Raw genomic sequence first — 19,417 nt, 5'->3', positions numbered from 1 at the left:
ACGTATACCCGTGGGGAGCCGCCTAGTTGAGACTAAAGCCGTTAAACTCCCAAGTATAGGTTTCAGAGATTCCTTCTATCGTTCCCCCCGTATTTCTCCGAAAACTTCTTCTATACTGACCGATTGAGGCTTATCGGATACCCACGTAATCTGAGTACCCGGAACACCGTTAATTGTCGATGGTAACTTTCTGCTGTAGTTTATCTTTTTAGCAGTAAAGAGAAAGGGTAACATCCTGTGTTACATCATTAATTTGATCCCGTTTCAACCGCAATGGCGTCATTCGAGGGAGAATTAGGACTTGCTTCTCCTCCGCAGGACATTACATTCTGCTTCCTAAAATCCTGTTTTTATGCTGAGGCGCTGTACAAATATGTTGACAATCATGCTTGTTTTATTACCATAGCTTATATGGAGCCGTGGTCTCCTGCGATGATGCCGGAGCCGGATAACGTGTAAGACTGCTATGGATATGTTAAAATTTGCACAAGATTTTGAAAGAGTGATTCAGAAACGGCGGGACACAGTAGGCTCTTACGATGAGCCGGACAACTCCGGTGAGCAAAACGGCTTTACGGTCGTTCTCGATAATAAGAATACCGAACAAGCGCAATATCAAGATGCCCCGCTTTTCGCCGGTCAGACGCTCGCAGTAAAGACATCGGAGCAGGATACAACTGTACAGCAACCGGCAGCGATGGGGATCGGTGCTAAAAATCTGCAAAAAGCGTCATCCTTAAAAAAACAAAAACCGATTCCGGAACAAATCCGTCGGATGCGGAACCTCTATCAATACGGGAACGGGACATTTAAGCAGATATGTAAAAATTTCTATGTACAGGGCAAATTCATGGAAAGTTATGAAGATAATGAACCATGGAATGGATCATTGAACAGCTATTTTATTTTAACTTATCACAGTTTATCGTTAGCTGAGCTGCGCGGCTATTTTACGTGGCGGACAGAACTGCGAAAGGGCAACTATCAGGATCACTGCGGCGGCTTTGTCCGGATATATCTGGATGAGCTGATAAATGGAATAGGAGCAGCATCCGCAGAAGAAAGTCTCCGTAAAATGCAGGAATTTGAAAAAGTCTTCCCGGGTGCAGGCTTCGGCAGATATGAGAACAGGAACCTGCGGGAGAATCTTCACCAACGGATGTTGGGCTTTGCTGTGCTCAACAATATCCCTCCGGAAGTAGCGCGCAAGTATATCGACGGCAGGTTGTTGGAAAGAGATGCCGGAATTGAAATTCTGCATAATCCGGAAAAATTCGGCGATCAGGAAGTGTTTAATGCACTCTGCACGTTCGGCGGAAAGAAGATCTCCGAATCAAAACTGATACGGCAGCAGGGCGCGGAAGCAATCAGACTTTTTGCAGCAGTGTGGAGGCTCGCGTCGGCACAATACCGGAAGAATGGGAAAACGCTTTTTTACCTCTGCTTTGGCGATCGAAAAGAGCTGCGCTGGTACCCTCTCGAATACACGCTCTATTATAATCCTAAGAAACAGAAAGAGACTATCTATGAGTTGAATCCATCCCGTTCATATCGCTTTACGCAGGGCGAATGGTATATTTCGACATATCAAAGTTACTATTTTAATAAACAGATACTTGCCGATTTTTTACATGAAACAGACCGGCGGTTGCGCTTATACTTAAAGGCAGGACATTCGTTAAAAGAGCGGCAAGAAGCGGCATGGGTAGTGCCGTATATCGAATCGGTTATTGAGGAAGATCGGCAAGCAAAAATCGAAGCGGCGCGGCCGAAAATTACGATTGATTTTGCCGGTTTGGATAAAATCAGGCAGGATGCGCTTGAAACTCAGGGCAGCCTTTTAACCGAAGAAGATGCGCAGGGCGCGCCGGCGAAAAGCGCCGAGTCTGCAGAACGGTATACGGAAGCAGCCTCAGCAGTCCGAACACAGGCATCCGTCAAAGCCGGCATGGAATCTTCTGCAGCTATTCCATCCGGGTCAGTCAATTCGTCCGGGAAATCCGTTCCGTTGGATAATGCACCAGTCCTGCCGTCCATGACATCGGTTCCGTTGGATGATAGACAAGCCCGGCTGTTGCGGATGCTGCTGCGCGGAGAGCCGGTACAAGCGCTGATTGCCGCACAGCACGGACTGCCCCATGTCATTGCCGACTCCATCAACGAAGCCTTGTTCGATTACATCGGCGACAATGCGGTTGACTGCGACGGAGAAACCTTTACCCTTGTGGAAGATTACCGGGACGAGATTGCTAAGATAGTGGGAGAGGAAACAACATGAACGAATCGGATAGAAAGGTACCCAAGCGGATTGCGCAGGCGGTATTGCATTCTTTAAAAGGCGGGGTAGTGCCGAGAATTGGGTTGCCCTACATCACTGTCGGCAGGAAGAGCGAAATTCAGGCGCTGCTGCACGATGTGGATATTATTTCGGAGGGCGGCGCGTCGTTCCGGTTTATTGTCGGGCGATACGGTGCAGGGAAGAGCTTTCTGCTGCAGGCTATCAGGAACTACGTGATGGATCGCGGTTTCATTGTTGCGGATGCAGACTTATCGCCGGAGCGCCGCCTGCAGGGAACCCGCGGACAGGGGCTTGCAACCTACCGCGAGTTGATCGGGAACCTGTCCACAAAGACCAAGCCGGAAGGCGGCGCGCTGCCGTTGGTACTGGAGCGGTGGATCAGCACGGTGCAAACCGAGGCGCTTACCGAAAGCGGATTGCAGCCGGGAGACCCTGCGCTTACCGCATTGGTCGACCAAAAAATATATGCCGTAACCGCATCGGTGAGCGAGCTGGTGCACGGCTTTGAATTTGCCAAACTGCTTTCCGCTTATTATCATGCCTACCTCAACGGCGATGATGAAACCAAAGCAAAGGTAGTGCGCTGGTTCCGTGGCGAATATGCCCTCAAGCGGGAAGCAAAGGAAGAGCTTGGTGTCAATATCATCATCACGGATGACGACTGGTATGAGTATCTCAAACTGTTTGCAACCTTTTTCCGGCTGGCAGGGTATTCCGGCATGATGATTATGATCGACGAACTCGTCAATATTTATAAAGTTCCCAATTCCATTACGCGCCAGTACAACTACGAAAAGCTGCTGACCATGTACAACGACACCTTGCAGGGAAAGGCAAAATACCTCGGTATTATCATGGGGGCGACCCCGCAGGCGGTTGAAGATAAACGGCGAGGGGTCTACAGCTATGAGGCGCTCCGCTCCCGGCTTGCAGAAGGGAAGTTTTCCAAGCCCGGCACACGGGATTTACTCGCGCCGGTGATCAGGCTTGACCCGATTACTGCGGAAGAAATGCTGATCCTCTGTGAAAAACTCGCCGCGATGCACGCAGGGCTCTACGGGTATGAGCAGAAAATCAACACAGATGATTTGGCAGCGTTTATCAAAATTGAATATGAGCGAATCGGCGCCGATATAAACATCACCCCGCGCGAAGTTATCCGGGATTTTATCGAGCTGCTTGATCTTTTATATCAGAATCCGGGTATGAACGTTCTCGGGCTTTTGAACTCCGATTCGTTTTCATATACAAAGTCGGAGGCAGTGGCGGATACCTCGGATGAACACTATGCCGAGTTTACGATTTAAGGTGAATATTGACATTTGCAAACTCTTATGTATATACTAAGATATATACGGAGGAGTAATATGGCTTGTGCAAAAGTATTTATGAGCGGAAATAGTCAAGCGGTAAGGATTCCAAAAGAATTTCATATCGACCATTCTGAACTCAGTATTAAGAAGATAGGAACAACAATAATTCTTTATCCTCAAAATCATCCTTGGGAAAATCTAAGGAAAAGTCTATCGGAATTTTCCGATGATTTTATGTCAGATGGAAGAAATCAGCCTGCACTGCCGGAAAGAGAAAGTTTATTTTAATGTATTTATTGGATACAAATATTTGTATTTTTCTCATAAAAAATAAATTTCCTGTTCTTACTAAAAAGATTTTTTCGGCAAATAGCGATGATCTTTTTTTATCAGCTATTTCAATCGCGGAAATAGAATACGGAGCTTCAAAAAGTCAACAGAGAGAAAAAAATCGGCAGGCTTTATTAGACTTTTGTGCTGACTTTAATACTATTCTTGATTTCACAACAGAAGATACGGAAGCGTATGGTATGATTAGAGCCTATCTTGAAAAAAAAGGAAATATTATAGGTCCGTATGATATGCAAATTGCAGCTCAAGCGATGACAAGAAATTTAATTGTTGTAACGAATAATTACGATGAATTTGTGAGAATCCCTTGGATAAAACTAGAAGACTGGACAAAGGAATAGGACACTATCGGGGAGGGGCAATATGGCATTATCATTAAACGAAATTAAAACGCGAGCACAGCAGTTTGTACTGAACTGGAAAGAAAAGGCGGCAGCGGCGAAGAAGACGGAGGGGTTGCTTACGGGGAAGAGGAAACGGGGGAAGAGGTAGGAAGCACCAATATGTTGCAAAAAACTATCTTAGATTTAGAAGCGCAAGAAGCACTCTTTTTCTAGATTCAAAAATATATTGTTCATTGGATTTTCCGCCGTATATTACTTTTGGTACGTTACTAACCTCTATTAATAACTTTCTATCGAATCATCCTGATATACTCAAGCACGTACATCCCGAGAATTATGAGAATGTCAATTATATTATAGCAGCAAACAAAGACGGAAAGTACGATTGGAGACCTTTTGAATTAATCAATCCTATTCTTTATGTACAGCTTGCAAGAACGATTACAGAAGAAACACATTGGCAAGATATCTGTAACCGATTTAAAGACTTTGCTGCAAATCCAGACATAGAATGTATGAGTATTCCCGTTGTTGAAAATGCATTGCAAACAAATCAGAAAGCACAGATATTAGCATGGTGGGAAAATATTGAACAACACTCAATTGAATTATCTTTAGATTATGAGTACCTTATTGAAACTGATATAACAAACTGTTACGGCGCACTCTATACCCATTCGATAGCATGGGCATTACACACAAAAGATGTCGCAAAGCAACAGAGACGGGAAAATTTAATCGGCAATATCATAGATAAATACATTCGTGCAATGCGTTATGGTCAAACAAATGGCATTCCGCAAGGTTCTGTTTTGATGCTTACTATTTCTTCAGCTTTTCAATCTCTTCAAAAAGTTTATGCACATTACAAAATGACGCAGATTTATCTTCATCCTTCTTATTTCTTTCTTCCAATTTCAGCACCGTTTTGTTACTTTGTATTTTCCGAGTTTTTCTCGGCATAAAACAGCTCCTTCAATACATTGACGTTCACAAGCGGTAAGGCACCGAATTTGTCGGCATTATACAGCTTTTTGCGCGAAACTCCTTTGCGGATCCCTGTATAGTCAGTGATGCTATTGTATACGCTATTCCCCTTATCCGTTTTATAGCAAAACCAGACTTCATCATCCCGTAAAAGACCGGAATCTAATAAATCTTGATCATGTGTGGTAAAAATGAGTTGTGACTCTGCAGCAACATACAAAAAAAGCTCGAGAAACGTCTCTATCAATTCACGGTGTAATGAGGTCTCAAGTTCATCAATAGAAATAATGTAAGCAATGTTTTCGTATTTCAATGAGTGCAATAGTGCGCTCAGTTCTATCATCCGTATTGTTCCTGCCGACTCTTCATCAATTGATAACGTATAGTCATGATTATCATAGCGATGTGTTACTTGCACATCTTGCACTGTCAATTTTCCATTGTAGTTTACAACACGTTCTTGCATTTCTTGGGGAAGCGTTGCCGCTAAATCTTCGGTAATCGGTATATGTTCAACGTTTATATCGCTGATTGTTCCCATATCAAAAGCAGAAAGTAATTGCACAAGATAGTCCTTAAATTGAGGGAACCGAGGTCTTATGTGAGCAAACGCGTTTCCTCGTAAAAACTCGTTTGACATACCTATTATTCCGGCAAAGAACACGGTCAAGTAGAGTGTTAAATGTTTTAACGCGGGAAATGGAAGCTGCTGACTTGCCGAAAGAAGCGAACAATTCGGACGCACGAGGTTTTCAATTGCTTTCTTAGGACCGGGAATATCACTACCCCATTTTATACCTGTATGCTCATCCCTCATAACGATCAGTTTTTTCTGTCCTTTCGGTGCATAATATACCGATTCGTAGACAACAGCGGTACGGGTCAGTTTTAGATTATATTCATAGCGGGTATAGCCTTCGGTATCGCTATTTTTTAGATACAAGACAATTTCAAACGCACCGGGCTGATTTTGAAGCTGCGAATCAAACTTAAAGGGAGTAAAATTAATCGCATCACCCGGTTTTAAGCGGGTAAATGAGCTGAGCATAAAATACGCATAAAAGCGAAGCGCCTCAAGTATGTTTGTTTTTCCTGAAGCATTTGCGCCGTATATACACGCCATTTTGAGTATTTTCTTACCGTTACAGTCTATACAGTGCTGCCTGTCGGTTGCGGGATCGTTCAGAGCCGATTCAAAACTAATAGTTTGTCTTTCACTAATAGAAAATGTATTTGTTATAGAAAACTCAAGCACCATAGCGCAGCTCCTCTATCATCAACTGCGCATACAATACCATCTTTTATTCATAAAATACAAGCTATTTCTGCAAGAATAGTGTAAAATCAAGAATGATTTTGATAAAAACAATCAAATTTCCATTTTAATTGCTTCGTAACGGATGATGATGTGATTTTCCTCTGCAAACTTTTTAAGTTTGCCTACAAGCTGAGCAGATTCTACAGCATCCACGGAGAAAATCCCATAAAACACACCGATTCCGAAATATGCGTATGGATGTTGCTTAACCCATCCGGCTGATTGCAAAATATATGAATGAAGGCAAAAATAATAAAAAATACAGATAAATGCCCATGCCAGAGAAAACTTTGGGCAGATAACGCCTTGTATATTGCCCCATTCGCGGCTGTAATCCCAGAGGCGTACCTTTGCAAATTTCAGAGTACATATACCGGCAATGTATTCGATCACCGTCATACAGATTGCCATAACTGCGACTGTCAGAACACTGCGCCATGCTGTATATATATGAAAAATTTCTGTTTCTTCTTGAACAAGAAGATATAAAATGCACAGACCGCAGCCATACAGCGGAAGGTATGGTCCGGTACACGCACCGGGGTTGATCCATTTCCGTTCGGGATTTGCAGAAGAAATATACCGCCGGTAGAAAACCTCCAATATCCAGCCGGATACGGAACCAATAAAAAATAGGTAAGCAAGTATGAGAAAAGACATTTGCGGATACCTCAGTTACGATAGAAACATCTTTGTGCAAAGGGTGACATGGCTGATTGCCTCACAAGGGCAACAAAGGTCATAATCAATGTACTTGTGCCGGCAGCGGCTGTCAAGTTGTATCTACGCCTTTCCGGATGCCAGTCCAGTCGGCGATACCCTTACTATATAATTGACAGAATATACCGCATATCCTACACTGACTCCATAAGCTTTTTACAGATATAGATTCAATTCATAATTATTAATTCTTAATTATTTTACGAGGTATTGAATTAAATGCATAAAAGATATGTTTTTTTGGATTCGGGAATAGGCGGTTTGCCGTATTTCCGGTATTTTCATCAAAAAGCGCCGCAAGCCCCCGCTGCGTATGTGGCGGACTTGGAGCATTTCCCTTACGGAGAAAAAACACGGGATGAGGTTATCCGGTTTGCCGTCGGAGTTACCGAAAAGATAATAAACCGTTTGAATCCCGAAATGATTATCGTTGTGTGTAATACGATGTCGACTGCTGCCCTCGATGCGCTGCGGAAAACTTTTTCCATCCCCTTTGTCGGCACAGTACCGGCGGTAAAGGTCGCGGCGGAGGTGAGCGCCAATAAACGAATCGGGATTATTGCCACCGCACGGACAATCAACGATCCGTATCTTGATAAACTGATTGAATCATTTGCCGCCGATTGTACTATCGAAAGACGAGCGGATGCGGAACTGGTTGCAAAAATTGAAAACGGACTGATTACCGCCCCGGATGAAGAAAAACGAAAAGCAGTAATGCCTGCAATCCGGCAGTTTAAAGACGCCGGTGTCGATACGATTGTACTGGCGTGCACTCACTTTTTGCATCTTGCAGATACCTTTACCGAATGCGCCGCTCCGGAAATAAAGGTTGTCGATTCCTTGCCCGGCGTTGTTTCCCATGCATTGGATGTGCTGCCTCCGCCGTCCGGTGGGGAAGCATCCCGCAGCAGTTGCTATGTTACCGGCGAAATCACCGAACGCATCGACGGGCTCTACCGCGGCTACTGCGGACTTTTTGACCTCGACTGGAAGGGTGCGCTGTAATGCAGGGGCTGGTTTTAAGCGGCGCAAATAATTTTTTTGCGGTGCGGACGCCCGAAGGCAACGTAGTGCGCTGTTCCATTAAAGGCAAGAAGCTCAAGGAAATCCGCGGGTATTACAATCCGTTAGCACCGGGTGATACGGTCGACATCGAATATGACGCTATCCATCCCGATCAGGGGCAAATCACGGCGCTTGTGCCGCGGCGCAACGGTTTTATCCGCTGGAATCAGAAAACGCGCAGTCCGCAGCTATTAGCGGCAAACATCGACTTGCTGCTCTGCGTTACCACCCCTGCCAATCCCCCCTTTCGTCCGCGCTTTACCGACCGCACATTGGTTCAAGCCGCCGCGGAAGGAATCTCCGCACTTATCATTGTGAACAAAATCGATTTGGGTATTCCGGAAGCGGTGCGGGAACGGATACGAGATTGGCAGCGCATCGGCATACAGGTATGCGAGGTCTCCGCAAAGACGGGGGAAGGACTTGAACCGCTCGCACGTCTCCTTTCGGGTAAAACCTGTGCCGTTACCGGTCAGTCGGGTGTCGGGAAGTCAAGCCTGCTGAATAGCCTTGACCCCTGCCATGCATTGAAAACCGCCGATATTTCGTTTAAGTACGACCGCGGCATTCATACGACAACACAAGGAGTCTTTTTACCGATGACCTTCACCGCTCAAGACGGAACACAACTGTCGTTTAACATTATCGATACGCCCGGCATCAGGCACTTTGCACTGTGGGGTATCAAACCGGAAGAGGTTATTTTTTACTTTCCCGAAATGGAAGCGCCGGCGCTACAGTGTGCATTCGGGCTTTCCTGCTCGCATATCCATGAACAGGGGTGCCGCATCTTGGAAGAGCTGAATGCAGGGCGTATCCACCCTGATCGATACGAAAGCTGGCGTTCCATGCGCGACGAATTGGCACTGCTTACCGCGGATGAATACTAGGTCAAATGTATCGGTTAATTCTGCGTTCCAACCCGCCGTATATTCATTTTTTTTAGACTGTGCTACGATAAGTCATCATGCTGAAAACTTTATCAAAAAGCCTGCGGGAATATAAACGGACGTCCGTTTTTGCTGTGCTGCTGACTATTACGGAGGTGGTGTTTGAAATTATCATCCCTTCGTGTATGGCGTATTTAATCGATTTGGGTATTGAACGCGGTGCAATGCAGACGGTATTCAAGTACGGGGCGGCGCTGTTGGTTTTTGCGCTTATGCAACTCAGCACCGGTGTGTTTTCTGCGGTTACCGCTGCAAAGGCATCGGCAGGGTTCGCCGCAAACCTCCGGCAAGATATGTACGACAACGTGCAGACCTTTTCTTTTTCCAATATCGATAAATTCTCAACATCTTCTATTATAACGCGGCTTACAACCGACGTAACGAACGTGCTCAACTCCTATCAGATGCTGGTAAAACTTGCAGTGCGCGCTCCCGGTATGATGCTCTTTGCGATGATTGCCTCGTTCAGAATCAGTAGGGAAATTTCCATGATCTTCCTTTTTATGATTCCGTTTTTGGGACTCGGTATCTATTTCATTATCCGGAACGTGCATCCCATCTTTACGGCGGTTTTTAAGACCTACGATAAGCTCAACAATGTGGTGCAGGAAAACGTGCGGGGCGTGCGGGCGGTAAAATCGTTTAACCGGCAAGAGTACGAAATTGCTAAGTTTGAAAAGATTTCCGAATCGATTTACCGGGGCTTTTCAAAAGGCGAGCAGTACATCACGCTGATGATGCCGCTGATGCAGTTCTGTATTTACACCTGTATGATTCTGATTTCGTGGTTCGGGGCACGGGCGATTGTCGCAAGCGGAAACGATGCCGCGCAGGGCTTAACGACCGGCTCGCTGATGGCGCTTTTTTCGTATGCAACGCAGATTATGATGAGCTTGATGATGTTTTCGATGGTGTTTGTGATGATCACCATTTCCCGCTCATCTGCGGAACGCATTGCAGAAGTTTTGAACGAACATCCCGATATTAAAAATCCCGAGCATCCGGTAATGGCGGTAAAAAACGGTGAAATTCAATTTGCCCATGCCGACTTTATGTATACCGCCGGTGCTGATAAAAAAGTCATCGATGATGCAAATATAAGTATCCGGTCGGGAGAGACGGTTGGAATTATCGGCGGCACGGGTTCGTCAAAGACCTCTTTTGTGCAGCTGATACCCCGCTTGTACGATGTTACCGCAGGTTCGGTTTGCGTCGGCGGCGTGAACGTCAAGGACTACGATATAAAAACGCTGCGGGATGCGGTGGCGATGGTATTGCAGAAAAATGAATTGTTCTCCGGTACGGTGAAGGATAATTTGAAGTGGGGCAACGAACACGCAAGCGATGCGGAAATTGCCGAAGCGTGCCGCCTTGCCTGCGCCGCCGAATTTGTGGAAGCAATGCCGGACGGCTACAACTCCCATATCGAGCAGGGAGGTGCGAATGTTTCGGGCGGACAAAAGCAGCGGCTCTGTATCGCGCGGGCGTTATTAAAAAAGCCTAAGATTTTGATACTTGATGATTCGACCAGTGCGGTAGATACCAAAACGGATGCGCTGATTCAAAAATCATTTAAGGAATTTCTTCCCGAAACGACGAAGATTATTATTGCGCAGCGGATTTCTTCCGTGCAGCATGCGGATAAAATCCTCGTGTTCGATAGCGGCTCCATCACGGCGGTAGGCACGCATGATGAACTGTTACAAACGAGCGCCATCTATAAGGAAGTGTTTGAAACTCAATCCAAAGGAACCGATGACATAGCTACAAACAGTGTAACAAATGACTATGGAAAAGCTTCCAAAACCGAGGCTTTCGGAGGTTCCGATGAGTAATATGAAACCAGCTCACACAGCTAAACCGGAAATGAAGCTTTCCATGCCTGCCGTCAAACGGCTTCTTGCGTACCTCAAACAGTATAAAGCCGTCTTGGTGATTGTTACGGTCTGTATTTTGTTAAGCGCAGGAGCAACCGCCGCTTCATCTCTGTTCCTGCAAGTATTGATAGATCAATATATTATGCCGCTGCTTGCGGAAACTAATCCGGTGTTTACCGGTCTGTTACGGGCTCTTATGATTATCGCCTCAATTTACGGCGTCGGGGTGCTCTGCTCATGGATTTACAGCCGGCTTATGATCAATGTTGCGCAGCGGACGCTCAAGCGTATCCGCGATGAAATGTTCGGCAAGATGCAGAGCTTCCCCATCCGCTATTTTGACACGCATACCCACGGCGATATTATGAGCCGCTACACCAACGATACCGACACGCTCCGGCAGATGATTACCCAGTCGATGCCGCAGCTGGTTTCTTCCGTGTGCACGATTGTGACGGTATTCTTTGCGATGCTGTACCAGAGCGTGTACTTGACGGTTATTGTTGTCGCTTCCATTTTTTCAATTTTGAAAGTGATTAAGTTCGTTGCAGGAAAGAGCGGCTACTATTTTGTCCAGCAGCAGGAAACGCTCGGCGATTTGAACGGCTATGTTGAAGAGATGATGAACGGACAGAAGGTGATTAAAGTGTTCTGCCGGGAAGAGGCGGTAAAAGCCGATTTTAAGGAGAAAAACACGGCATGGCAGGAAAGCGCGGCAAAAGCAAACACGTATGCAAACGTTATCATGCCGTTTATGAATGCGCTCGGCTATCTCCAATATGTGATTGTCGCGCTTGTCGGTGCGTGGTTTGCCATTGCAAAAATTCCCAATCCGACTATCGCCGGTATCAACACGCTGACGCTCGGTACCATTGCCTCGTTTTTAACGCTGTCGCGGAGTTTTATCAATCCTATTTCTCAGCTTTCCAATCAGCTCAATTCGGTTATCAATGCCGTCGCGGGCGCCTCGCGGATTTTTGCGCTGATGGACGAAGCGCCTGAGGAGGATGCGGGTACCGTTACGCTTGTAAACGCTCACGAAGCAGGCGGTATGCTGACCGAAACGACAGAGCGCACGGGACTGTGGGCATGGAAAGAAACCCGCGAAGACGGCAGCGTTACATTGACTCGGCTCACCGGAAAGGTGATTTTTGAACATGTCGATTTCGGTTACTCACCCGAGAAAAAAGTGTTGAAGGATATAAACCTCTTTGCCGAGCGTGGACAAAAGGTTGCGTTTGTCGGAGCAACCGGTGCGGGTAAAACAACGATTACCAATTTGATCAACCGCTTTTACGATATTAACAGCGGTACGATAACCTACGACGGTATACCGATTACTCATATTAAGAAAGAAGACCTGCGGCGCTCGCTCGGGATCGTACTGCAGGAAGTCAATTTGTTTACCGGCAATATTATGGAAAATATCCGTTTCGGCAATTTGGATGCCACCGACGAGCAATGTATCGAAGCTGCAAAACTTGCCAATGCGCATAACTTTATTATGATGCTGCCCCACGGTTACGATACCGTTATTGAAGGCAACAAAAACTCCCTTTCGCAGGGGCAGCGGCAGCTTTTATCCATCGCCCGCGCCGCAGTCTCCGACCCGCCCGTTATGATCTTAGACGAAGCGACCTCTTCAATCGACACCCGAACCGAGGCGCTCATCCAAAAGGGTATGGATAGACTGATGGAAGGCAGAACCGTATTCGTCATCGCACACCGCCTTTCCACCGTTATGAACTCCGACGTCATCATGGTCTTAGACCACGGCGAAATTATCGAGCGCGGTACGCATGAAAGCCTGCTGGAGAAGAAGGGAGTGTATTATCGCCTTTACACTGGAGCTTTCGAACTTGACTAGACCTTTGCAAATATACAGCACATCTACTGCGTCGTACAGCAAAAAAGTGTCCTCAACGTATCAGTATCTGTACTGTCTATTTGCAAAGGCTTACGGAGGTGCTTTTTTATAATTATGAATTATGAATTATGAATTATGAATTATGAATTATGAATTATTTTGCGGGCTGCTGAACACAATGTTTGATGCGTTTGATCTAGGGGGCTCCTTTGACCAAGGCCGTTTTTTATGCTATAATAACGATATATGACTGAATGTTCATTTACAGTGAAAGAACGGGTTGTCTATCCCGGTCAAGGTGTCGGTGAGATCGTCGAAATAAGCAAAAAGAAATTCAAAGATGAAATGCTGACGTATTACGTCATTTATTTCGACGAATCCGATATGACGGTTCTGGTGCCTGCGATGAAGGCGGCTGAGTTAGGTATTAGAACAATTGTTTCCGCCGACGAAGCGCAAGCTGCGTTGGCATTTTTGTCCGAAAAATTTGACCCTATTCCAAGCGATTGGAAGATGCGGTATCAAATGAACCTTGATTTATTCAAAACGGGGAGCATCTTAGACAATGCCTCCATTGTCCGCTCTCTTTACCACCGTAGTAAAATCAAAGAACTTCCTATCCAAGAACGTAAATTATACGATTCCGCATACCGCATTTTTTACGATGAGTTGTCTTATGCGCTGCAAAAACCGAAATCGGAAATCGAAGCGATGATTCATTCATATCTGGAAGTTTTAAGTAAAAACGCCCCTGCCGGAAAACAAGAACAACTTGATGACGATATGTTTGACGACGGCATGAGCGATATGGATGACGAAGACAATTTCGATGACGACGAATAATGCCGTCCTCATCACTGCGGCCGGCACTTCTCAACGATTCGGAGAAAAAAAAGAATTTTTCCCATTACATTCCGATACGCATACATCGGTTCTATCCGCGAGCCTCTATGCCTTTGTAGAGGCAGGGCGCTTTAGCCGTTATGTCATAACCGTACCGGCGGGGCAAATCGAAACAGCTTATGCACTGTTGACTGCCGATACGCGGCTTTCCTCTTTTTTTGAAAAATACAGAAACAGTCTCCATATTGTTGAAGGCGGTGCAACCCGTCAGGAGTCGGTGTACAAAGGCTTGTTACCTCTTGCGGATATAGGCATAGCCTATATACTTGTACACGATGGAGCGCGTCCGTGGGTTTCCGGTAAGGTGATTGCGTCGGTATTGGCGGCAGCGGAACAACACGGAGCGGCTGTCCCGGCCATACCTGTAACGGACACTCAAAAAGAGGTTGACGAAACGGGAAAAATCATCCGGCATCTGCGGAGGGACAGACTTGCCGCCGTACAAACGCCGCAAGGCTTCTGCTTTGATAAGTTGCTGTACGCGCACCGCCAAGCCTGCAATGACGGCAATGTCTACACCGACGACAGCGAAATCTACGCACGGTATTGCGGCTCCGTCTACATCTGTTCCGGCGCGCGTGAAAATAAAAAAATTACCTACCGCGAAGACCTTTAAGGAGTGTAAAACAAAAGCCGTACCAATGACACGGCTTTTGTTTACTCAAGTTTGCGGTGCGCAAACTTGTATATCATCTGCACGTTCTCACTTCGTTGCGAACGTGCGTAAAAAGTCAATCGAAAGTTGATACTTTCTTCTTGACTTTTTATGGAAGGAAGACGCTATGATACGAATTGGACTGGGCTATGACCTCCACACGCTTGTGGAAGGTAGACCGTTACTCTTAGGCGGGGTTCATATTCCCTTTGAAAAAGGTGAGGCGGGGCATTCCGACGGTGATGTATTGCTTCATGCCCTTGCGGATTCCCTCCTCGGAGCCGCCTGTCTTGGAGATATCGGCGAGCTTTTCCCGCCGAATGATCCGCACTGGAAAGATGCCGACTCCCGGCAGCTCTTACAAACGGTGTGGCAGCGGGTGCAGGCAGAAGGATGGCAACTTGAAAACGCCGACTGCGTTATTGCAATCCAGCAGCCGAAAATTCTACCGCACCGTGATGCAATCCGCCGCTCTATTGCCGAAATCCTCTCGGTAAGAATCGATCAAATTTTTGTTAAAGCAAAAACCGGCGAAGGAGTCGGCGTTATCGGCAGCGGTACGGCAGCCGCCGTGTGGTGCACCTGCCTGCTGTCCCGATAGGCTTATTTTTCGGCAAGCTCAAGAATGAGCTGAACCTCTCCCTGCGACAGATTTAACGCATTGGCAATCGCGTCTTGCGTCCATCCGCTTCTAAAGAGCTTCAATACATTTTCGCGGGTGCCGACTGCCGGTGCGCCTTCCGTCTTATTGACCGGCTTTTCAGTCTTAACCAAATCCGCCAACAGCTTGAGCTGGTTTTCGGAGTTTTTGGATATGTCCTGCAAGCGTGTTTCGGTACCGGCAAGCCATTCGCGGGCGTTATGCAGTTTTTCAATACGTCCTTCAAGCTCTCCAAGCAGTTCATCGATGGTATCAAGCTGCTGCCGCGCCTTGTCCGCTTTTTCCTGATTGGAAACAAGGTACTCCATCTTTTCTTGGATATCCTGCAGTTCCGGCGGAATGGTATAGAGCTTACTCTGTACGGACTTAATATCTTTTTCAACAGTCTTTAAATCTTCAAAAGCAGTATCGATACTTTGTACCGTTTGGTCGAGCACGGCGCCCTTTTTCTCCAATCGGTCGTAGCGGGTGTTTACATCGGCAATGCTCTCTTCAATGCGCCGAATTTGAACTTGGTAGCGCTGCAATTCGTCGTCGGCAGAAGCAAGTTCGACAAGCTTTTTATCCATCGAGTCGGACAGCACACTCAGCTTTGCAAAATCATTTTCCAAGATTTCGATATTTTTACGTTCACCCATAAACCGGGCGATTTTCTGGGTTGCTTCCTCTTCCAGATGGGTTACTTTTTCGTATTTCAGATTTAGATCATCCATTGTATTACGGTAGATTTCAAAGCGGGTAACCTCCGCCTTCAGTTTTTCGATATTCTGCTCCAAATCAGCCTTCAACTCATCCGCACGATCAAACACTCGTGTCTGCGTAATAAAGGCATTTTGCCGTTTATCGATTTCTTCGACGGTTTCCGTCAGCTGCTCGGAATCGCGGCGTATCTTTTCAAACAAATCATGCTGGGTTTCTTCCACCTCTGAGCGGAGACCGTGCACGAGTTCGCGTATGTTATCCAGCGAATGAGTTGCTTCTCCCGTTGCATTGTTTATCCGTTTATCCAACTCATTGGTAAGCTGTTCGGCATCGCGTGTAAAGTTTTCGGTAACGCCGCGTACCTGTGTAGTAAATTCTTCTTCGGCGCTCTGCACCTTTGCATTCAGATCATTGATTTTCTGCTGCATCAGTTTAAATGCTTCGTCGCTTTTTACGCTAAAGTCTTTATAGTGCGAATTGTATTTTGAACTGATACCTTCGATAGCTCGTTCCGTCGAAGCGGCAAAGTTAGCAACTTTTTCGTCAACCGTAGTCCGCATATCGGCAAGCTGCTGGTCGATACGCGCCTTCCATGTTTCAAAGTCGGTTTTAACCGCGTCCAGCTGCCCGCCGGATTCTTGTTTAACGGTATCCAGCCACGCTTTTACCTCTTTGGTAACGTTTTCAACTTCGACGCTCTGCTGCCGCATCGTTTCCTGCAATTCAAGCTTGAGGCCGGAAAGCTCATTCCTCATGTAGGTTTGCGCTTTTTCCTTTGTCTGATCCATCATGCCCTTGAACTGAGTGTTATACGCAAGCAGCGCTTCGTCGCTTGCAGTAATACGTTTGGCAATCCCTTCTTCGATTGCGGCTATATCGTCTTTAAATTTAGCAAAGTGTCCCTTGTATTCTTCGGCTGTTTGCGCAAGCCGCGCCTTTAAATCTTGTTTATAAGCATCTTCCAAATCTTTGCGCGCCGATTCGCTTTCCGATCCCATCAGCGCGAGCCGTTCGGTAACGTCATTCCGCAGTTTTTGAATATCGCCGCTCAAGGCATCGCTGCGCCGGGTCAGCTCGCTTGAAAAATCGGTTTCAAACGTGTGCAGTTTTTCGGAAAGCGCTGCCTGAGATTCTTCGCGCAACACGGTTAACTGTTCGGTTATTTCCTGAAGGCGGCCTGCAAGCGCATTTGCCCGCTCTGAAAAATGTTTTTCAAAACCATTGTATTTTTCCTGCATGGTATAAGTATGTTTTCCGAAGTCCTGCAAAAGTCTATCTTTAATCGATTCCTGCGCCTTTTCCATTTCTGCGGAAAGCTTATCGATACCCGCAATGGACTTATCAAATTTTTCATAATAGTAGGTTGCCTGCTTTTTATATTCGGCAAACTTTGTGTCCGCCGACTGGGAAAGCGCAGCGATACTTTGCGCCGCTTTCGCCGCCGTTTTTTCGAGCCGGGTATTTAATCCCGTTTCAAACTCGGTGAGACGCGAATCAAGCTGCCGGTTCGTATTCTGCATATCCGACTCGGTTTTATCCAAGTCTTTTTCAAGATTGGTGATGCGCTGCGTAAACGCGATCTCCGCTGCGCTGAACTGAGAATGCAGTGAGCTTTCAAGCTTATTTGCTTCTTCTTGCCAATCCTTTTTGAATTTTTCGGTAAGTGCTTTGTTTTCGGACATACCGGCGGTAATCTCCGCCTCAAGCGCGGCGGAACGGTCATCAAGTACCGACTTGTAGTGCTGCATCTGCGCTTCCATTTGGCTTTGCAGTTTGGCAAAAGATTCGTCTTCAAGGTTTTGTGCTTTTTTGCTCGCCTCCGTAAATGCTTTTTTGTACAAATCGTTTAATTGAATTGACGTTACTTCAAGCAGCTCTTCGCTTTTTTTCTGAGCGCCGGCAACACGGTTTTCAAAAGCGGTGATGGTATTATTAAATCCGGCCGTAAGCTGTTCTTCAATCATCTGGAGATGTTCGCGGTTTTGTTTGTAAAAGCTGTCCTGCATTTCGGGTATGAGTTTTGAAATATGATTCAATTCACTTCGGGCGTCCGTAATTTTCTTTGCAAGCGAATCGACAAAGTCGGATTCTTGACTGACCCGCGCAAGGTTTTTTTCCGCAAGCGCTGCCATGTCCATAACGGTTTTAATGGTTTCTTCCGCCCCTACAACGTTCTTTTCTATTGCATCGATGGATGATGAACGGGCGGTCAGTACATCGGATTTTTTCATAAAATCGTTATAGATGGAATCCAGTCGGTTGACGGCAGCGATGGCCTGCGAAAGTTTTGCGTCAAGCTCTATTGCCGCATCGCGCAAATTCTGTGTCCGTTCTTTGACAAAACCTTCTATTTCGTCTTTAACACGGTCGCCGTATTTTTTTGCTTTTTCAATCGATCGGCTGTTTTTGTCCGTTTGCCGGAAGAAAAGGATCAGCATGAGAGATAGCATAAGCGTTATCGCAGAGGTCAAAAGTTGCATTGACATTCTAAGTTCCACCCTTACTTAAAATAAATTCCGATTTTATAAGACATATTCAAAAGCTCAAGGTCGGCTTTTTTTAAAATAAATCTAAAGAGAACTTCCGAAAAATAAAATTTTGAGAAGCGCTCTTTTTCTATTATAACACATAGTTTAAGAATTGACGATAGTTTGAAAAGGAAATATCCGCATAAGGAGACTTTTTTCTGAAAACCGAAATAAGCGGATTTGCGATATATGCGGTTTTCATACCGGCAGCGGAGGCGCCGGCAACATCATACGCTCTGCTGTTTCCGACATATAGGATACGTTCGCATGATGTATTCAAAGCTTCCGCAAGTTTAAGGAACGGAATGCGGGAGGGTTTAAGAGCGCCGAGCGCTTCGGAATCCAACGCGGCATCGCAGAGCGGAAGAATGCCCCATACGGAACCTTTCTGTTCGGGCGGAAAATCCGATAGAATCCCGATTTTAAACCCCGCTTCTTTCAACTGCATAACCGCTTCTTTTGCAAAGGGGTAAGGGCGGATATGCAAAAATATCTTTTGCCATCCCAGATATATTTCTTTCTCTAAAAAATCTCCCGCTTCTTGTGCTGGGATATTAAGATGACTTGCAAGCAGTTCGTTTTGCAGTTTAAAAAAATCCGGCAGCGGTTTATCGGGCTCCGATGCGCTATGCTTGTGTAAAATACGGCGGACTTTTCTAAAGGCTTGCATAAAGCGGATGTTGCGGATAAAAAACGGAGCAGCGCGCAATGTCAGTTTCCATGCAGGGTAGAGCGTACCGTCTATGTCAAATGCAATAGCTTCAATGCCGGGTATTTTACTGATAATCATCCTTCTATTATATAATAATGATTACGGCCTGTCCATTTCTTTTGAAAATTGACATTTCAGCTAAATCGCTGTACATTGATATAA

General features: G+C 46.0%; 17 protein-coding genes. 13 read left to right on the top strand and 4 right to left on the bottom strand.

Annotation, left to right across the window (positions count from 1 at the left end; genetic code table 11):
• The first annotated feature begins 466 nt into the window (after positions 1–466).
• The 6 genes from HMPREF1222_RS06250 to HMPREF1222_RS06230 all read left to right on the top strand — a co-directional run bounded on the left by HMPREF1222_RS06250 (position 467) and on the right by HMPREF1222_RS06230 (position 5,272).
• Entirely contained in the window at positions 467–2,278 is a 1,812-nt protein-coding gene (locus HMPREF1222_RS06250) for a TerB N-terminal domain-containing protein (protein WP_016518683.1), read from the top strand.
• Positions 2,275–3,606: an ATP-binding protein gene (locus tag HMPREF1222_RS06245; RefSeq protein ID WP_016518682.1), complete on the top strand. Its 1,332-nt coding sequence runs from the start codon at positions 2,275–2,277 to the stop codon at positions 3,604–3,606. Before HMPREF1222_RS06250 ends, HMPREF1222_RS06245 begins: the two co-directional genes overlap by 4 nt.
• 60 nt (positions 3,607–3,666) lie before the next feature.
• Positions 3,667–3,900 carry a type II toxin-antitoxin system antitoxin VapB gene (gene vapB, locus HMPREF1222_RS06240; protein ID WP_016518681.1) on the top strand — a complete coding sequence of 78 codons (234 nt, stop codon included), beginning with the start codon at positions 3,667–3,669 and terminating at the stop codon, positions 3,898–3,900.
• Positions 3,900–4,304 carry a type II toxin-antitoxin system tRNA(fMet)-specific endonuclease VapC gene (gene vapC, locus HMPREF1222_RS06235; protein ID WP_016518680.1) on the top strand — a complete coding sequence of 135 codons (405 nt, stop codon included), beginning with the start codon at positions 3,900–3,902 and terminating at the stop codon, positions 4,302–4,304. Before vapB ends, vapC begins: the two co-directional genes overlap by 1 nt.
• A 22-nt stretch (positions 4,305–4,326) precedes the next feature.
• Positions 4,327–4,455 carry a hypothetical protein gene (locus tag HMPREF1222_RS13280; RefSeq protein WP_016518679.1) on the top strand — a complete coding sequence of 43 codons (129 nt, stop codon included), beginning with the start codon at positions 4,327–4,329 and terminating at the stop codon, positions 4,453–4,455.
• 85 nt (positions 4,456–4,540) lie between these two features.
• Positions 4,541–5,272, top strand: a complete 732-nt coding sequence (locus tag HMPREF1222_RS06230) for an RNA-directed DNA polymerase (protein ID WP_016518678.1) — start codon at positions 4,541–4,543, stop codon at positions 5,270–5,272.
• Here the strand turns inward: HMPREF1222_RS06230 and HMPREF1222_RS06225 are convergent.
• Positions 5,239–6,552: an AAA family ATPase gene (locus tag HMPREF1222_RS06225; protein WP_016518677.1), complete on the bottom strand. Its 1,314-nt coding sequence runs from the start codon at positions 6,550–6,552 to the stop codon at positions 5,239–5,241. The two genes, HMPREF1222_RS06230 and HMPREF1222_RS06225, sit on opposite strands and share 34 nt — an antisense overlap.
• Before the next feature lie 111 nt (positions 6,553–6,663).
• On the bottom strand, positions 6,664–7,272 hold the full coding sequence (locus tag HMPREF1222_RS06220) for a putative ABC transporter permease (protein WP_016518676.1): 609 nt from the start codon (positions 7,270–7,272) through the stop codon (positions 6,664–6,666).
• Between the two features lie 279 nt (positions 7,273–7,551).
• Between HMPREF1222_RS06220 and murI the strand changes: the two genes are divergently transcribed.
• The 7 genes from murI (at position 7,552) to ispF (ending at position 15,253) form a co-directional block, all read left to right on the top strand.
• Positions 7,552–8,340 carry a glutamate racemase gene (gene murI, locus HMPREF1222_RS06215; RefSeq protein ID WP_016518675.1) on the top strand — a complete coding sequence of 263 codons (789 nt, stop codon included), beginning with the start codon at positions 7,552–7,554 and terminating at the stop codon, positions 8,338–8,340.
• Positions 8,340–9,290 (top strand): ribosome small subunit-dependent GTPase A, encoded by a 951-nt coding sequence (rsgA, locus tag HMPREF1222_RS06210; protein WP_016518674.1) that lies wholly within the window; start codon positions 8,340–8,342, stop codon positions 9,288–9,290. Before murI ends, rsgA begins: the two co-directional genes overlap by 1 nt.
• A gap of 77 nt (positions 9,291–9,367) precedes the next feature.
• Positions 9,368–11,185: an ABC transporter ATP-binding protein gene (locus tag HMPREF1222_RS06205; RefSeq protein ID WP_016518673.1), complete on the top strand. Its 1,818-nt coding sequence runs from the start codon at positions 9,368–9,370 to the stop codon at positions 11,183–11,185.
• A 1-nt stretch (position 11,186) separates the two neighbouring features.
• Complete coding sequence (locus HMPREF1222_RS06200) at positions 11,187–13,094, top strand: ABC transporter ATP-binding protein (RefSeq protein ID WP_038076940.1); 1,908 nt, start codon at positions 11,187–11,189, stop codon at positions 13,092–13,094.
• 246 nt (positions 13,095–13,340) lie between these two features.
• Positions 13,341–13,937, top strand: a complete 597-nt coding sequence (locus HMPREF1222_RS06195; RefSeq protein WP_016518671.1) for a CarD family transcriptional regulator — start codon at positions 13,341–13,343, stop codon at positions 13,935–13,937.
• Positions 13,906–14,613: an IspD/TarI family cytidylyltransferase gene (locus HMPREF1222_RS06190; protein ID WP_016518670.1), complete on the top strand. Its 708-nt coding sequence runs from the start codon at positions 13,906–13,908 to the stop codon at positions 14,611–14,613. The genes HMPREF1222_RS06195 and HMPREF1222_RS06190 overlap by 32 nt, the downstream gene beginning before the upstream one ends.
• A 166-nt stretch (positions 14,614–14,779) precedes the next feature.
• On the top strand, positions 14,780–15,253 hold the full coding sequence (ispF, locus tag HMPREF1222_RS06185) for a 2-C-methyl-D-erythritol 2,4-cyclodiphosphate synthase (protein ID WP_016518669.1): 474 nt from the start codon (positions 14,780–14,782) through the stop codon (positions 15,251–15,253).
• A 2-nt stretch (positions 15,254–15,255) separates the two neighbouring features.
• On the opposite strand, the gene HMPREF1222_RS06180 is transcribed toward ispF, so the two are convergent.
• Both HMPREF1222_RS06180 and HMPREF1222_RS06175 read right to left on the bottom strand, forming a co-directional pair.
• Positions 15,256–18,501, bottom strand: a complete 3,246-nt coding sequence (locus HMPREF1222_RS06180) for a SpiroCoCo family coiled-coil protein (protein WP_016518668.1) — start codon at positions 18,499–18,501, stop codon at positions 15,256–15,258.
• A gap of 133 nt (positions 18,502–18,634) precedes the next feature.
• Positions 18,635–19,333, bottom strand: a complete 699-nt coding sequence (locus HMPREF1222_RS06175; protein WP_016518667.1) for an HAD family hydrolase — start codon at positions 19,331–19,333, stop codon at positions 18,635–18,637.
• Positions 19,334–19,417 lie beyond the last annotated feature (84 nt).

It is taken from the genome of Treponema vincentii F0403 (assembly GCF_000412995.1).
In the GTDB taxonomy this organism is placed as follows: Bacteria; Spirochaetota; Spirochaetia; order Treponematales; family Treponemataceae; genus Treponema; species Treponema vincentii.
Note: the sequence above shows the minus strand (reverse complement) of the source record. Positions and strands in the feature narration are given on the sequence as shown.

Excerpts from the sequence above, each read along its gene's own strand:
- HMPREF1222_RS06180 (WP_016518668.1), bottom strand. The coding sequence starts at position 18,501 with ATGTCAATGCAACTTTTGACCTCTGCGATAACGCTTATGCTATCTCTC.
- HMPREF1222_RS06195 (WP_016518671.1), top strand. The coding sequence starts at position 13,341 with ATGACTGAATGTTCATTTACAGTGAAAGAACGGGTTGTCTATCCCGGT.
- HMPREF1222_RS06175 (WP_016518667.1), bottom strand. The coding sequence starts at position 19,333 with ATGATTATCAGTAAAATACCCGGCATTGAAGCTATTGCATTTGACATA.
- HMPREF1222_RS06245 (WP_016518682.1), top strand. The coding sequence starts at position 2,275 with ATGAACGAATCGGATAGAAAGGTACCCAAGCGGATTGCGCAGGCGGTA.
- HMPREF1222_RS13280 (WP_016518679.1), top strand. The coding sequence starts at position 4,327 with ATGGCATTATCATTAAACGAAATTAAAACGCGAGCACAGCAGTTTGTA.
- HMPREF1222_RS06190 (WP_016518670.1), top strand. The coding sequence starts at position 13,906 with ATGACGAAGACAATTTCGATGACGACGAATAATGCCGTCCTCATCACT.
- HMPREF1222_RS06250 (WP_016518683.1), top strand. The coding sequence starts at position 467 with ATGGATATGTTAAAATTTGCACAAGATTTTGAAAGAGTGATTCAGAAA.
- HMPREF1222_RS06225 (WP_016518677.1), bottom strand. The coding sequence starts at position 6,552 with ATGGTGCTTGAGTTTTCTATAACAAATACATTTTCTATTAGTGAAAGA.
- HMPREF1222_RS06220 (WP_016518676.1), bottom strand. The coding sequence starts at position 7,272 with ATGTCTTTTCTCATACTTGCTTACCTATTTTTTATTGGTTCCGTATCC.
- vapC (WP_016518680.1), top strand. The coding sequence starts at position 3,900 with ATGTATTTATTGGATACAAATATTTGTATTTTTCTCATAAAAAATAAA.
- ispF (WP_016518669.1), top strand. The coding sequence starts at position 14,780 with ATGATACGAATTGGACTGGGCTATGACCTCCACACGCTTGTGGAAGGT.
- vapB (WP_016518681.1), top strand. The coding sequence starts at position 3,667 with ATGGCTTGTGCAAAAGTATTTATGAGCGGAAATAGTCAAGCGGTAAGG.
- HMPREF1222_RS06200 (WP_038076940.1), top strand. The coding sequence starts at position 11,187 with ATGAAACCAGCTCACACAGCTAAACCGGAAATGAAGCTTTCCATGCCT.
- murI (WP_016518675.1), top strand. The coding sequence starts at position 7,552 with ATGCATAAAAGATATGTTTTTTTGGATTCGGGAATAGGCGGTTTGCCG.
- rsgA (WP_016518674.1), top strand. The coding sequence starts at position 8,340 with ATGCAGGGGCTGGTTTTAAGCGGCGCAAATAATTTTTTTGCGGTGCGG.
- HMPREF1222_RS06205 (WP_016518673.1), top strand. The coding sequence starts at position 9,368 with ATGCTGAAAACTTTATCAAAAAGCCTGCGGGAATATAAACGGACGTCC.